The following is a 13,191-nucleotide window of genomic DNA, read 5'->3' as shown; positions in this document are numbered from 1 at the left end:
GCCCCCTCATCCTGTTCCGCCGTCCGGTCAGCCGCCGACGTACTGCGCCAGGTGTTCGCCCGTCAGCGTGGAGCGCCCGGCGATCAGATCGGCCGGGGTGCCCTCGAAGACGACCTTCCCGCCGTCGTGACCGGCACCCGGGCCGAGGTCGATGATCCAGTCCGCGTGGGCCATGACCGCCTGGTGGTGCTCGATGACGATGACGGACTTCCCGGACTCCACCAGCCGGTCCAGCAGTCCGAGGAGATGGTCGACATCGGCCAGGTGGAGACCGGTCGTCGGCTCGTCCAGCACATAGACGCCGCCCTTCTCCGCCATGTGCACGGCCAGCTTCAGCCGCTGCCGCTCACCGCCGGACAGCGTGGTGAGCGGCTGGCCGAGGGTGAGATAGCCGAGGCCCACGTCCACCAGCCGCTCCAGGATCTTGTGCGCGGCGGGCGTCTTGGCCTCCCCATCGGCGAAGAACCGCTCGGCCTCCGCGACCGGCATCCCGAGCACCTCGCTGATGTCCCGGCCGCCGAGCCGGTACTCCAGCACGGCCGCCTGGAACCGCTTGCCCTCGCAGTCCTCGCAGGTGCTGGCCACGCTCTGCATGATGGCCAGATCGGTGTAGATCACCCCGGCGCCGTTGCAGGTCGGGCAGGCGCCTTCGGAGTTGGCGCTGAACAGGGCGGGCTTGACCCCGTTGGCCTTGGCGAACGCCTTGCGGATGGGCTCCAGCAGCCCGGTGTACGTGGCCGGGTTGCTGCGCCGGGAGCCGCGGATCGCGCTCTGGTCGACCGACACGACCCCTTCCCCGGCCGGGATCGAGCCATGGATCAGGGAACTCTTGCCGGACCCGGCGACCCCGGTCACCACACAGAGCACCCCGAGCGGGATGTCGACGTCGACGTCCTGGAGGTTGTTGGCGCGCGCGCCGCGGATCTCCAAAGTGCCCTTGGGCGTGCGGAGGGTCTCCTTGAGCCGGGCCCGGTCGTCCAGGTGGCGGCCGGTGACGGTGTCGCTGGACCGCAGGCCGTCGACGGAGCCCTCGAAGCAGACCATGCCGCCGCCGGTTCCCGCGCCGGGGCCGAGGTCGACCACATGGTCGGCTATGGCGATGGTCTCCGGCTTGTGCTCCACCACCAGCACGGTGTTGCCCTTGTCGCGCAGCCGCAGCAGCAGGTCGTTCATCCGCTGGATGTCGTGCGGGTGCAGGCCCACGGTGGGCTCGTCGAAGACATAGGTGACATCGGTGAGGGACGAACCGAGGTGGCGGATCATCTTGACGCGCTGGGCCTCGCCGCCGGAGAGCGAGCCGGACGGCCGCTCCAGGGAGAGATAGCCGAGGCCGATCTCCTCGAAGGAGTCCAGGGTGTGCTGGAGCTTGGCGAGCAGCGGGGCGACCGACGGCTCGTCCAGGTCGCGCAGCCAGCGCGCGAGGTCGCGGATCTCCATCGCGCAGGCGTCGGCGATGTTGATGCCCTTGACCTTCGAGGAGCGGGCCGCCTCCGCGAGCCGGGTGCCGCCGCACTCGGGACAGTCGGTGAAGGTGACCGCGCGCTCCACGAACGCCCGGATGTGCGGCTGCATCGCGTCCTTGTCCTTGGACAGGAAGGACTTCTGGATCTTCGGGATGAGGCCCTCATAGGTGAGGTTGACCCCGTTGACCTTGACCTTGGTCGGCTCGCGGTGCAGGAAGTCCTGCAACTCCTGGGCGGTGAAGTCCCGGATCGGCTTGTCGGGGTCGAGGAACCCGGAGGCGGCGTAGACCCCGACCGTCCAGACGTTGTCCGACTTCCAGCCGGGGATGGTGAAGGCGCCCTCGGAGATCGACTTGGAGTCGTCGTAGAGCTGGGTGAGGTCGATGTCGGAGACCTTGCCGCGGCCCTCGCAGTGCGGGCACATGCCGCCCGTGCGGGAGAAGGTGGCCTTCTCCGCCTTGGCCTTGCCGCCGCGCTCGACAGTGATGGCGCCGCTCGCCCGGACCGAGGGGACGTTGAAGGCGAAGGCGCCGGGCCCACCGATGTGCGGGGTGCCGAGCCGGCTGAAGAGGATCCGCAGCATCGCGTTGGCGTCGGTGGCGGTGCCGACGGTGGAGCGCGGATCGCCGCCCATGCGCTGCTGGTCGACGGTGATCGCCGTGGTCAGTCCGTCGAGGACGTCGACCTCGGGCCGGGCCAGATTGGGCATGAAGCCCTGGACGAAGGCGCTGTAGGTCTCGTTGATCAGCCGCTGGGACTCCGCGGCGATGGTGTCGAACACCAGCGAGCTCTTGCCCGAGCCGGAGACCCCGGTGAACACCGTCAGACGGCGCTTGGGGATCTCGATGGTGACGTCCTTGAGGTTGTTCTCCCGCGCGCCGTGCACCCGGATCAGGTCGTGGCTGTCGGCGGCGTACGACTCGGGCGACTGCGAGTCCGTCCTCTTGGCCATGGTCTTTCGGTCTCCCACTGTCGACGCGGGCGGCCCGTACGGTCCTGGTACGGCACGGGCACGATCGCGGATGGTCCTGTTCACGGGGGGGGGTGGTCACGGTCGCACGCGGGTCGGGTACGGCGCGCGTGCCCGGTACGGCGTACACGCCCGGTACATGTCCGGTACGCGTACCACGCGTACGCCACCTGCGGTCCGGCGTCGCACGGTGCCGCCCCCTCCGGCGCCCCGCGACGGGATCGGCCGACGCCGATCGGTAGGTCAGCGTAACCGCACCCGGCGGCCGGGCACCCCGGCCGCCACCCCGTGAACCCCCCGCGCGCTCACTTCGTCTGCTGGATGCGGATCATGTTGCCCGCCGGGTCGCGGAACGCGCAGTCGCGGACCCCGTAGGGCTGGTCGGTGGGCTCCTGGACGACCTCGGCGGCGGACTGGAGCTGGTCGAAGGTGCCGTCGACGTCCCCGGTGGCGAGGATGAGGCTGGCGTAGGTGCCCTTGGCCATCATCTCGGTGATCGTGCGCTTCTCGTCCTCCGTGACACCCGGGTCGGCGCCCGGCGGGAAGAGCACGATGTTGATCTCGGGCTGTCCGGGCGGGCCTACGGTGATCCAGCGCAGCCCCTCGTACCCGACGTCGTTGCGGACCTCGAAGCCGAGGGTGTCGCGGTAGAAGCCGATGGCCTTGTCCGCGTCGTCGTGCGGGAGGAAGGTGGCGTGAATGCTGATGTCCATGGCGTTCACGCTAACCGCGGGCCGGGACGGGCGCTTCTCGATTCCTGACCGGTCTGGTGACCTGCTTGGCGACACAGGACGGGATGCCCTGGGTCACGCTCTCCGCGCGGCGCCGGTAGACACTGGGCGGCACGCCGACCAGCTCCGTGAAGCGGGTGCTGAACGTGCCGAGCGAGGAGCAGCCCACGGTGAAGCAGACCTCGGTGACACTGAGGTCGCCGCGGCGCAGCAGCGCCATCGCGCGCTCGATCCGCCGGGTCATGAGATAGCTGTACGGCGATTCGCCGTAGGCACGGCGGAACGCCCGGCTCAGATGCCCCGCGGACATGTGCGCACCCCGCGCGAGGGCCTCGACGTCGAGCGGCCGCGCGTACTCCCGGTCTATCCGGTCCTTGACGCTCCGCAGCCGAGCGAGGTCCCGCAGGGACTGGTCCGGGGCGGGTCGACTGGTCATGCCGGAAATACTACGTCCGGCCACTGACAACGGCCCTGACCTGCGGATTTCCTTCAGGCAACAATTCGGTGGCCGGGCCGGTCACGGCGGGCTAGGCTCCCCGCGATGACTACTTGCTCCCCTATCAGATCGGGGGTCCCGTCCACGCCAGGTGAGTGCTGATGCTCACCGGTCATGTGGACGAGGAGTCCCGGAATGTCTTCTGGCCGCGCGTGCGCGAGTTCGCCGTGCCGCCCTCGATGATCGCGACCGCGACCGCCCGGCGGCTCGCCGGGGACTGGGCGGGGGCCTGTGCCGCCGCCCGGGTCGATGTCGATCTGCGGGTCCGCTCCGTGGCCCGTTCCCATGGGCACGAGGTGGCCGCCCGGCTGCGGGACGACCTGCGGCACCTGGCGCCCGATCTGCTGCGCTGGCACCTGCCGAGGATCGCTCCCGACGGGCTGCTCCGCCCCGGACTGACCGTCGCCCTCGCCCGCTACGGCACGGCCGCCCGGGACGGTACGGGCGCGCTGTGGCTCGTGGCGCGTACCGTGCCCGCCTGGGCCGACTCCGGTCAGCGGATCAGCCTCGCCGTGTGGGACCCGGCCCGCACCACGGACACCGCCCGGCAGCCGCCCCACCCCCATCCCCGTCCGCAGCCGCGCTTCCGGCTCGATCTGCACCGCCACCTCTGGGACGCCCGCCGGGCGCATGAGCTGGCTGCCCGGTCCGCGTCGGGCACGGTGGACGACGGTGTGCCGCCCGGCGGGCGGCAGTCGGCGGTGGGGCAGTGGCCGACGGTGGAGCAGCGGCCCGCGGTGGAGCGGCGGCCGGCGGTGGGGCGGTGGGCTGACGAGGCCCGGCTGCTGCTCCGCGCCGACGGACTGCCGGACGGGACGGCGGTGCTGGTGCGGGCCGGTGCCCGGCACCGGTTCCTGGTGCGCCCCGACGGCCGGACCGAACCCGTGGCACCGGGCCGGGGTGGTGGCGGCCGGGTCCCGGTGCTGCCGGACGCGGCCACCTGGGAGGCGCCCGATGTGGCGCTGCTGCGCGCCGGGGCGATCGACCCGGACCGGCTGCATCCGCTGGTCGCCGCCGCGCTCGTACCGGGGCATGTGCCGTCGCCCGCCCCGCCCGACCGGGACACGGGACCCCGGCCTGTCGCGTGCCGGGGCGCCGAGCACCGGATCGCGCTGGTCGACGGGGTGCTCGTACCGCTGGACCACGGACCCGACGAGATCCGGCGCGAGGAGCTGCTCGCCGCGCTGACGGGGGCACCGCTGCCCTGTCTCCAGGCCATCGACCAGGCACACCGTCGGCCCGACTGTCTGGTCGACGTCCGGGAGCGGCTGCGCCACGGCGACACCGAGGGCGCGCTGACCGTGGTGGAGCACCTGCTCGGGCGGGCCGCGTCACTGCGGGACGGGGCGCTGCGCGAGGCCCTGGAGTCGGCGGCCCGGCAGCGGCTCACCTACGGGCTGTTCCGCGCGGGCCTGAGCCATCCCCCGCCGTCCCCTCCCGCGTCACCGGCGCGGCGGCCCAGAGTCGCACGCGGCCGTCCGCGCTACGCGCAGGTCCACTGATCCCCCGCACAGCAGCCCGCCCCACCCAACCCCCCGTCCGCCTCCGGTGGCGCCGATCCGCGCCGTGCCCCGGTACGACACCCCTGGTGATGCCCCATGACCTTGACGCCTGCCCTGCCCCCGTCCGCCGCCGGTCAGCTCGATGTGGCCGGTGAGCTGCTCGCGCTGCTCGGCGACACCACCACCGAGCCCCGGCCCGATCTCCAACTGGAGGCGCTGACCCTCGCCGTGGCCGCCGATCTGCCCGTCCTGCTGTGGGGGGAGCCCGGCATCGGCAAGACCGCCGCGCTCCAGCAGCTCGCCGCGTCCCTGGACCTGCCCCTGACCACCGTCGTCGCCAGTGTGCACGAGCCGTCGGACTTCTCCGGGCTGCCCGTCGTCGGTGACGACCCGGCGGTGCAGGGCGTCCCGATGGCCCCGCCGGACTGGGCGGTGCGGCTGGTCCGGGAGGGGCGGGGACTGCTCTTCCTGGACGAGCTGTCCACCGCGCCGCCCGCCGTCCAGGCCGCGCTGCTGCGCCTGGTGCTGGAGCGCCGGGTCGGCGCGCTGCGGCTGCCGCCCGGGGTGCGGATCGTGGCCGCCGCCAACCCCCGCGCCTCGGCCGCCGACGGCTGGGAGCTGAGTCCGCCGCTGGCCAACCGGTTCGTGCACCTCCAGTGGGTCCATGACCACGAGGTCGTCGTCCGGGGTCTGGGCGGCGTCTGGCCCCGTGCCACTCTGCCCCGGCTCGCCCCCGAACGGCTGCCCGGCGCCGTGGACTTCGCCCGGCGCGCGGTGTGCGGGCTCCTCGCGGCACGGCCCGCGCTGGTGCACCGGCTGCCCGGCGGCGAGGTCCGCCGGGGCGGCGCCTGGCCCTCGCCACGGAGCTGGGACATGGCGCTGCGGCTCATCGCCTTCGCGACCGCCGCCGACTCCTCCCGGGACGTATTGTCCTTGCTGGTCAGAGGCGCGGTCGGGGACGGTCCCGGGCTGGAACTGCTGGCCGCCGTCGACCGGATGGACCTGCCCGACCCCGAGACGCTGCTCGCCGACCCGGCGGGCGCCGACCTGCCCGTCCGCGGGGATCTGCGGCAGGCGGTGCTCGACGGGGTCGTCCAGGCCGTACGCAACCGGCCGACCCGGGAACGCTGGGACGCGGCCTGGGCGCTGCTGGTCCGCGCGCTGGACGGTGGCGCCCCGGACCTGCTGGTCGTACCGGCGTCCACGCTCGCCGCGCTGCGGCAGCCGGACTGGGACGTCCCGGCGGAGATCGACCGGCTCACGGGCGTGGTGACCTTGTCCCGGCGGGCCGACCGGATCGCGGCGGCGGCGCTGCCGGGGCGGGTGGGCCGATGACCGTTTCGCCCCACTCACCGAAACCCACGGACGGCCAGGCGATCGACCCCGACCCCGCCCTCGACTTCGACAAGCTCTACACGGCCCGGCTGCACGCCGCCCGGGTCCGCCCCTATCTCGCCACCGCGCTGTTCGCCCTGCGGGTCGTCCCGTCGCGGGACGTGCCCACGATGGGCGTGGACCGGCACTGGCGCTGCTATGTGTCCCCGGCGTTCGTGGACCGCACCCCGGTGGAGGAACTGGCCGGGGTATGGGTGCACGAGGTGTCCCATCTGCTGCGGGACCACCATGGGCGCAGCGACCGCTTCGCCCACGAACACCATCTGACCGGTCCCGGCGAGCGGCTGCGGATGAACATCGCGGCGGATCTGGAGATCAACGACGATGTGTACGGCGATGGGTTGGCCGTGCCCGAGGGGATCGCCGTACCGCGCGCGCTGCGGCTGCCCGGGGATCTGCTGATGGAGGAGTATCTGCGGCTGTTCCGGCTGGGCCCGGCGACCCAGGACTTCCAGTGGCTCGACTGCGGTGGCGGCGCGGACGGGCTGGACCGGTCCTGGGAATTCGGTCCGGACGGGGCGCACGGGCTGAGCGCGCGGGAGCGGGACGCGGTGCGGTTCCGGGTGGCGCAGGGCATCACCGCCCGTCCGGGGAACACGCCCAAGTCGTGGCGGCGGTGGGCGGAGGAGGCGTTCCAGCCGCCCCAGCCCTGGCGGCAGTTGCTGGGCGCGGCGATCCGGGCGGCGGCGTCGGGCGGCGGTGCCGGGGAGGACTACTCGTACGGGCGTCCCGCGCGGCGGTCGGCCGGGCTGCCCGGTGTGGTGCTGCCGGGTCTGCGGCGCAGACCGCCCCAGGTCGCGGTCGTCATCGACACCTCCGGTTCGGTCAGTGACCGTGAACTCGGCGGCGCGCTGCGCGAGGTCGCCGAGATCTGCCGGGCCTTGGGCGGGCGGCGGGACCTGGTCCGGGTGGTGCCGTGCGACGCGGCGGCGCACCGGGTGCACACCCTGTGCCGGTCGGAGGGGATCGCGCTGACGGGCGGCGGCGGGACCGATCTGCGGGCGGGGTTCACCAGGGCGCTGCGGACGCGGCCCCGGCCGGACGTGGTGGTGGCGCTGACCGACGGTCAGACGCCGTGGCCGGGCACGCGCCCGCCGTGCCGTACCGTCATCGGGCTGTTCCCCCGGCCCCCACGGGACGTGGACGAGTCGGTCCCCGACTACCGGCCGACGGCGCCGCCGTCGTGGGCGCGGGTGGTGGAGATCGATCCGTCCGGCTGAGCGACATCCCCCACGGGAACGGCCGGTACGGGTCCCGGTGTGTTCTTCGCCGCCGCCCGCAGCCGCCGTCCCCGGCGGGTCAGGCCCCAGGGCTTGAGGAGGGACACACCGGTCATGAAGACATAGGCGGTCAGGGAGACGACCGGGCCCGCGAGCACCTCGGTGGCGTCCGGCAGGGCGTGCCCGGCGGCCACTGCGGTGACGGCGGCGTCCACGCCGGGGCGCAGGGCGAACACGGTCGCGGTGGTGGTGGCGAGGGTCAGCCAGAACTTGGTGAACACCCAGCGGTGCCGGGCCAGTCCCCAGGGCGTGCCCAGCGCCAGCAGCAGCCCGCTGGCCAGGGTGAGCAGGGCGATGGGCAGCAGCAGCCAGTCGGCGAACAGCTTCATGGACCGGACGGACGCCTCCACCGTCACCGCGTTCCCGGTGCCGGCCGCGGTGGTGCCGAGGGCGAGCAGTCCGAGCGAGAGCCCGAGCCAACTCGCGGAGGCGACGACATGGACGACGAGGGAGGCCCGGCGTGCGGGACGGCTGAGTTTCACGCACCCACCGTGCCCGCCCCCGGGGTCACGGGTCGTCCCACGGCGGGAGTAAGCGCGCGTACGTGCCTCGGCGTACGAGGGGGCGGGCGGTGGGGGTCGCGGTGACGCAGTGCGGGCCTGCCGGACGGCGCCGACGGAAAGCGGTCACCCGACGCACGGCGACTACCGCGAGCACCCGCCCGACGGACGACGACTGCCGCCAACCCGCACCCGACGGCACAGCGGCGACCCACAGCCCACACCTGCCGGACGACGGCTACCGCGAGCACACCCCCGACGGACGACGACTGCCGCCAACCCGCACCCAACACACAGCGGCGACCCACAGCCCACACCTGACGAACGACGACTACCGCGAGCACCCGCCCGACAGACGACGACTGCCGCCAACCCGCACCCGACGGCACAGCGGCGACCCACAGCCCGCACCTGCCGGACGGCGGGGCCACCGCAAGCGCACGCCCACCGATGGCGGCCCCCGCACGCAACGCCCATGACATCCCCACGCGCACTTGTTCGACCGCCCCCTCACCGCTCGGCCCCACCTGCTCCTATGATGCGTGCGTGGTCAACCGTTCCTTCTGTCACTTCCGCCCCCGAGGGGCCGCCCGGCCATGAGCGTGCGGCGGCGTTCCGGTTCCGTGGTGCTGGGTCTGCTCGTGGCCCTGGCCACGCTGTTCGGCGTGGCCTGTCTGTGCGCCGGTACCGGCAAGGCGCCGCAGATGCGGTCCGCCGACCACGCCGCCGTGTACGGCGTCCCGGCGCCGGACTCCCCCGGTGCCCGGCGGCTCGCCGCCGACCCGAACGGCTCCCGGGGCCAGGTCGTCGGCGCGAACGGCCGTGTCATCGATCTGCCCTGTCTCTCCCCGGGCCATCAGCAGTGTGACGGAACCCCGGTGGCGGACACCCCGACCACGGGTCCGGTCCCCCAGCCCCAGCCGTTGGGCCTGCCCGCGCGGGTGCTCCTGGGCCCGGCCGTGCCGCCCGCACCCGCGCCCCGGTACGCGCCGCCGCCCCGGCCGCCCGATCTGCATGTCCTGCAAGTGCTGCGGTCCTGATCCCGGACGCCGTTCTCCCACGGCTTTGACCGTTCCACCGGGTCCCTCACCGGCATCCGTCACTCTCCGCTGCGCACAAAGGACGTCACCATGGCCTCGGCCACCTCCAAGAACGCGAACGACGGCAAGAAGTCCCCCGACGGCAAGAACACGGCCGGCGGCAAGAAGCCGGGCCAGGGCAAGCCCGGCGGCAAGGCGGCCAAGACCGCCGCCCGCCGCGCCCGAATAGAGGAGCAGCGCCGCGCCGAGAAGGCCCGCGAGCGGCGCGGACGCATCATCACCATCACCGTGTCCACGGCGATCGTGGTGAGTCTGATCGGCGGCGGCTGGTGGCTGCTGGACACCGCCAATCAGCAGGAGCAGGAGCAGGCCGCCCCGGTGAAGGGCGAGCAGAGCTGGGACGACCTGAGCCAGAACCATGTGGACAAGCAGGTCGACTACCCGATGACCCCGCCGGTCGGCGGCGACCACAACGCGGTCTGGCAGAACTGCAACGGCGATGTCTACACCGAGGCCGTCACCAACGAGAACGCGGTGCACTCCCTGGAGCACGGCGCGGTCTGGATCACGTACAACGCCGACGCCGCGGACGCCGATGTGAAGGCGCTCACCGAGAAGGTGCGGAACACCCCGTACACGATGATCAGCCCGTACGAGGACACCGCGTCGCCGATCACGCTCTCCGCCTGGGGTCATCAGCTGAAGGTGACGAAGGCGTCGGACGCGCGGATCGACGAGTTCCTGGAGAAGTACGTCCAGGGCCCGCAGACCCCGGAGCCGGGCGCGGCCTGCACCGGCGGCAAGGCCGCCTGACCCCGCACGCCGTTCAGCCGTACCCGCCCCTATCCATCCCGACAGGCCCCGGCAGCCAGGCCACGCGCCCGGCGGCCGGGGCCTGTCCCGTCGTCCCGCCCGCACCGCCGCACCCCCCACCCCATCTCCTAATTAACTTAGGACATAGGATGTCGGGACCGATCCCGCCTCCACCGGGACCGCCCCCGCCGTCCACCGGAAGAACCTCCCCATGCGCACCCCGCTCCGCTCCCTCGCCGCCGCTGCCGCCGCCGGAGTCGCCCTCGCGGTCACCCTCACCGCCTGCTCGTCCGGGACCGGCACGGCACCGGAACCGGCGGACGGCGGACCGGGCGGGGTCACGGTCAGCCATGTGCACGGGCTGGGCATCGACCCGTCCGACGAACACCTGTACGTGGCGACACACGAGGGCGTGGTCGCCGTCGCCGCGGACGGCGCCGCCCGGCGGGTGAGCGACCGGGCCGACTACATGGGGTTCACCGTCGCCGGGCCCGGGAGGTTCCTGGGCAGCGGCCATCCGGCGCCGGGCGGCGACGGCCCCGCCAACCGAGGTCTGATCGAGTCGACCGACTCGGGGCGCACCTGGCAGACCCGCTCACTGGCCGGCACCACCGACTTCCACGCCCTGGAGTACGCCCACGACACGGTGTACGGCTACGACAGCACCAACGGCGTCCTGCGGGTCAGCGCCGACGGCACCACCTGGGACACCCGGACCGAACTGGCGGCCCTGGACATCGCGGTGAGCCCGGAGGACCCGGAACGGGTGCTGGCCACCACGGAGTCCGGGGTCGCCCGGAGCACCGACGGCGGCCGGACGTTCGGCGCGGGCGCCGCCCCCGTCCTGGGCTTCGTGTCCTGGCCGCGCGAGGACGCCCTGTACGGCCTCGACCAGACCGGCGGCCTGCACCGCAGCACCGACGGCGGCACGAACTGGACCCGGTCCGGCACGGTCCCCGGCGGAGCGCCGCAGGCCCTGACCGCCGTCGACCCCGACCGCGTCCTGGCCGCCACGCAGGACGGGGTGTACGAGTCCCGGGACGGCGGCCGGACGTTCACCGAACGGCTGCCGATCTCCGGCGCGTCCCACTGACGGCCCGACCCTGGAGGAGAGGGACCCCGTGCGTCAGGCGCCGGGCGCGAACGGGCCGTCCGGCGCGAAGGCACGGGCCGCGAAGCGTTCACCGATCACACGATGGGTCGCCGCGTCCGGGTGGAGCCGGTCCGGGAGCGGGAGGTCGTCGGCGTCGGACGGTCCGTACAGGGCACGGCCGTCCAGGTGGTGGAGATGGGGGTCGTCGGCGGCCCGCTGCTCGACGATCCGGGCGAGCGCGTCGCGGATCACGCTCAGGGTGAGCTTGCCGAACGGCACCTCCGCCGGATCGCCCGTGGCGACGAACCGGGCCTGGCCCCGGGCGAGGGCGTCGAGGTCGGGGGCGGTGGGGCCGGGGGTGGTCTCGTGGATCGGGCAGTACAGCGGGGAGATCACCAGAAGGGGCGTGGTGGGGTGACCCTCGCGCAGGGTGTCGAGGAACCCGTGCACCGCCGGGGTGAACGCGCGCAGCCGCATCAGATCGGTGTTGACCACATTGATACCGATCTTGACGCTGAGCAGATCGGCCGGGGTGTCCCGCAGGGCGCGGGCGGTGAAGGGGTCGAGCAGGGCGCCGCCGCCGAACCCGAGATTGACCAGGTCCGCCCCGCCGAGCGAGGCGGCGAGCGCGGGCCAGGTCGTGGTGGGGCTCGCGGCGTCCGAGCCATGGCTGAGGGAGCTGCCGTGGTGCAGCCACACCGGGCGGCCCCGGTCGGGCAGCGGCGCCATGGGCGCGTCACCGCGCAGCGCGATCAGCTCGGTGATCTCGTTGTAGGGCAGCCAGATCTCGATGTCCTTGGGCCCGGCGGGCAGTCCGGTGAAGCGGACGGTGCCGGGCGGGCCGGCGGCGAGGTCGGCGGAGCCGGTGGCCAGGTCGAGGGTGAGGGTGTTGCCGCCGGTGGCGGTGGCCTGGGCGGTGAGTCGGCCGTCGACCGTCAGGTCGTAGAGACCGTCCGGGCGGGGCGGGGCGCCGACGTAGACCCGTTTGGTGGCGAGGGTGTCGAGTTCGAGGGCGGTGGCCTCGGTGCGCAGGGCGAGCCGGACGCCGGACGGCTGGGACTCGGCCAGCGCGATCTGGGCGTCGGGGCTCTGGGCGCGGGCGGCGGCGGGCAGCCGGTGCGGCAGCAGACCGCGCGGGGTGCGCTCCAGTTCGAGGGCACCGCGTACGAGGTCGGCGGTGAGGGGGGTGGTGATCCACCCGGGGCCGGTGGGGGCGCTCATGGGCGGGGTGCCTCGCTCGCGGGACGGGACGGGGTGGGCGCGGGCCAGGTGCGCAGCAGGGTGTCGAGGGCGTCGACGATCCGTTCCCAGGACTCCTGGGAGTCGGGGGCGCTGTGGCTGAAGCCTCCGGCGAGTTCCAGGCTGACGTACCCGTGGAAGACGCTGCCCAGCAGCCGGACGGCGTGGGTCTGGTCGGGGCCGGTGAGGTCGTAGCCGCGCAGGACGGCCCGGGTCAGCTGGGCGTGTCTGCCTCCGGCGCTCGCGGCGGCGGCCTCGGGGCTGAGCCGGAGCCGGGCGGCGTCGTAGCGGCCGGGGTGGGCGCGGGCGTAGTCGCGGTAGACATCGGCGAAGGCGGCCAGGGCGTCCTTCCCGGCCCGGCCGGCGAGGGCGGCGGCGGCCCGGTCGGCCAGTTCCTCCAGGGCGTACAGCGCGATCCTGGCCTTGAGGTCCTCGGAGTTGCGCACATGCGAGTAGAGGCTGGCGACCTTGACGTCGAAGCGTCGCGCCAGCGCCGACAGGGTGACCTCGGCGAAGCCGACCTCGTCGGCCAGCTCCGCCCCGGCCTCGGTCAGCCGTTCCGCCGTGAGTCCCGCGCGCACCATGGCCGTCCTCTCAGAAACCGAAGACCATCATGCAATTGCCTAATACCTTTAGGCAAACTGGTCCGCCGCAGGCGGGCCGGTTCGC

12 protein-coding genes are annotated in these 13,191 nt (G+C 73.5%); 6 read left to right on the top strand and 6 right to left on the bottom strand.

The genetic code is table 11. The features are described 5' to 3' along the window. Nucleotides 1–27: 27 nt before the first annotated feature. The 3 genes from AB0D49_RS27850 to AB0D49_RS27840 form a co-directional block, all read right to left on the bottom strand. The gene (locus AB0D49_RS27850) at nt 28–2,415 is read right to left on the bottom strand and encodes an excinuclease ABC subunit UvrA (protein WP_362762248.1); all 2,388 of its coding nucleotides are present in this window, start codon (nt 2,413–2,415) and stop codon (nt 28–30) included. Between the two features lie 323 nt (nt 2,416–2,738). Continuing rightward, a complete protein-coding gene (locus tag AB0D49_RS27845; RefSeq protein WP_362762246.1) occupies nt 2,739–3,146 on the bottom strand; it encodes a VOC family protein in 408 nt (135 codons plus the stop codon). 10 nt (nt 3,147–3,156) lie between these two features. Next, the gene (locus AB0D49_RS27840; protein WP_362762244.1) at nt 3,157–3,600 is read right to left on the bottom strand and encodes a helix-turn-helix transcriptional regulator; all 444 of its coding nucleotides are present in this window, start codon (nt 3,598–3,600) and stop codon (nt 3,157–3,159) included. Nucleotides 3,601–3,761: 161 nt separating this feature from the next. On the opposite strand from AB0D49_RS27840, the gene AB0D49_RS27835 reads away from it, so the two are divergent. The 3 genes from AB0D49_RS27835 to AB0D49_RS27825 all read left to right on the top strand — a co-directional run bounded on the left by AB0D49_RS27835 (nt 3,762) and on the right by AB0D49_RS27825 (nt 7,777). Continuing rightward, a complete protein-coding gene (locus tag AB0D49_RS27835) occupies nt 3,762–5,162 on the top strand; it encodes a hypothetical protein (RefSeq protein ID WP_362762242.1) in 1,401 nt (466 codons plus the stop codon). A 96-nt stretch (nt 5,163–5,258) separates the two neighbouring features. Continuing rightward, a complete protein-coding gene (locus AB0D49_RS27830; RefSeq protein ID WP_362762240.1) occupies nt 5,259–6,497 on the top strand; it encodes an AAA family ATPase in 1,239 nt (412 codons plus the stop codon). Further along, nucleotides 6,494–7,777, top strand: a complete 1,284-nt coding sequence (locus AB0D49_RS27825; RefSeq protein WP_362762238.1) for a VWA-like domain-containing protein — start codon at nt 6,494–6,496, stop codon at nt 7,775–7,777. Before AB0D49_RS27830 ends, AB0D49_RS27825 begins: the two co-directional genes overlap by 4 nt. On the opposite strand, the gene AB0D49_RS27820 is transcribed toward AB0D49_RS27825, so the two are convergent. Continuing rightward, the gene (locus tag AB0D49_RS27820; protein WP_362762236.1) at nt 7,717–8,319 is read right to left on the bottom strand and encodes a DUF2269 domain-containing protein; all 603 of its coding nucleotides are present in this window, start codon (nt 8,317–8,319) and stop codon (nt 7,717–7,719) included. The two genes, AB0D49_RS27825 and AB0D49_RS27820, sit on opposite strands and share 61 nt — an antisense overlap. Before the next feature lie 614 nt (nt 8,320–8,933). Between AB0D49_RS27820 and AB0D49_RS27815 the strand changes: the two genes are divergently transcribed. The 3 genes from AB0D49_RS27815 (at nt 8,934) to AB0D49_RS27805 (ending at nt 11,283) form a co-directional block, all read left to right on the top strand. After that, a complete protein-coding gene (locus AB0D49_RS27815) occupies nt 8,934–9,377 on the top strand; it encodes a hypothetical protein (RefSeq protein ID WP_362762234.1) in 444 nt (147 codons plus the stop codon). A gap of 90 nt (nt 9,378–9,467) precedes the next feature. Next, nucleotides 9,468–10,190: a DUF3105 domain-containing protein gene (locus tag AB0D49_RS27810; protein WP_362762232.1), complete on the top strand. Its 723-nt coding sequence runs from the start codon at nt 9,468–9,470 to the stop codon at nt 10,188–10,190. Between the two features lie 211 nt (nt 10,191–10,401). Further along, nucleotides 10,402–11,283 (top strand): F510_1955 family glycosylhydrolase, encoded by an 882-nt coding sequence (locus AB0D49_RS27805; RefSeq protein WP_362762230.1) that lies wholly within the window; start codon nt 10,402–10,404, stop codon nt 11,281–11,283. A gap of 33 nt (nt 11,284–11,316) precedes the next feature. Here the strand turns inward: AB0D49_RS27805 and AB0D49_RS27800 are convergent, their stop codons facing one another. Next, complete coding sequence (locus tag AB0D49_RS27800; protein WP_362762229.1) at nt 11,317–12,504, bottom strand: GDSL-type esterase/lipase family protein; 1,188 nt, start codon at nt 12,502–12,504, stop codon at nt 11,317–11,319. Continuing rightward, nucleotides 12,501–13,106: a WHG domain-containing protein gene (locus AB0D49_RS27795; protein WP_362762227.1), complete on the bottom strand. Its 606-nt coding sequence runs from the start codon at nt 13,104–13,106 to the stop codon at nt 12,501–12,503. The genes AB0D49_RS27800 and AB0D49_RS27795 overlap by 4 nt, the downstream gene beginning before the upstream one ends. Between the last annotated feature and the right edge of the window lie 85 nt (nt 13,107–13,191).

It is taken from the genome of Streptomyces sp. NPDC048290, assembly GCF_040652095.1.
Lineage (GTDB): Bacteria > Actinomycetota > Actinomycetes > Streptomycetales > Streptomycetaceae > Streptomyces.
Note: the sequence above shows the minus strand (reverse complement) of the source record. Positions and strands in the feature narration are given on the sequence as shown.

Bases quoted from the DNA above. Each gene is read 5' to 3' on its own strand.
- AB0D49_RS27850 (WP_362762248.1), bottom strand. From the start codon at position 2,415: ATGGCCAAGAGGACGGACTCGCAGTCGCCCGAGTCGTACGCCGCCGAC.
- AB0D49_RS27845 (WP_362762246.1), bottom strand. From the start codon at position 3,146: ATGGACATCAGCATTCACGCCACCTTCCTCCCGCACGACGACGCGGAC.
- AB0D49_RS27840 (WP_362762244.1), bottom strand. From the start codon at position 3,600: ATGACCAGTCGACCCGCCCCGGACCAGTCCCTGCGGGACCTCGCTCGG.
- AB0D49_RS27835 (WP_362762242.1), top strand. From the start codon at position 3,762: ATGCTCACCGGTCATGTGGACGAGGAGTCCCGGAATGTCTTCTGGCCG.
- AB0D49_RS27830 (WP_362762240.1), top strand. From the start codon at position 5,259: ATGACCTTGACGCCTGCCCTGCCCCCGTCCGCCGCCGGTCAGCTCGAT.
- AB0D49_RS27825 (WP_362762238.1), top strand. From the start codon at position 6,494: ATGACCGTTTCGCCCCACTCACCGAAACCCACGGACGGCCAGGCGATC.
- AB0D49_RS27815 (WP_362762234.1), top strand. From the start codon at position 8,934: ATGAGCGTGCGGCGGCGTTCCGGTTCCGTGGTGCTGGGTCTGCTCGTG.
- AB0D49_RS27810 (WP_362762232.1), top strand. From the start codon at position 9,468: ATGGCCTCGGCCACCTCCAAGAACGCGAACGACGGCAAGAAGTCCCCC.
- AB0D49_RS27805 (WP_362762230.1), top strand. From the start codon at position 10,402: ATGCGCACCCCGCTCCGCTCCCTCGCCGCCGCTGCCGCCGCCGGAGTC.
- AB0D49_RS27800 (WP_362762229.1), bottom strand. From the start codon at position 12,504: ATGAGCGCCCCCACCGGCCCCGGGTGGATCACCACCCCCCTCACCGCC.
- AB0D49_RS27795 (WP_362762227.1), bottom strand. From the start codon at position 13,106: ATGGTGCGCGCGGGACTCACGGCGGAACGGCTGACCGAGGCCGGGGCG.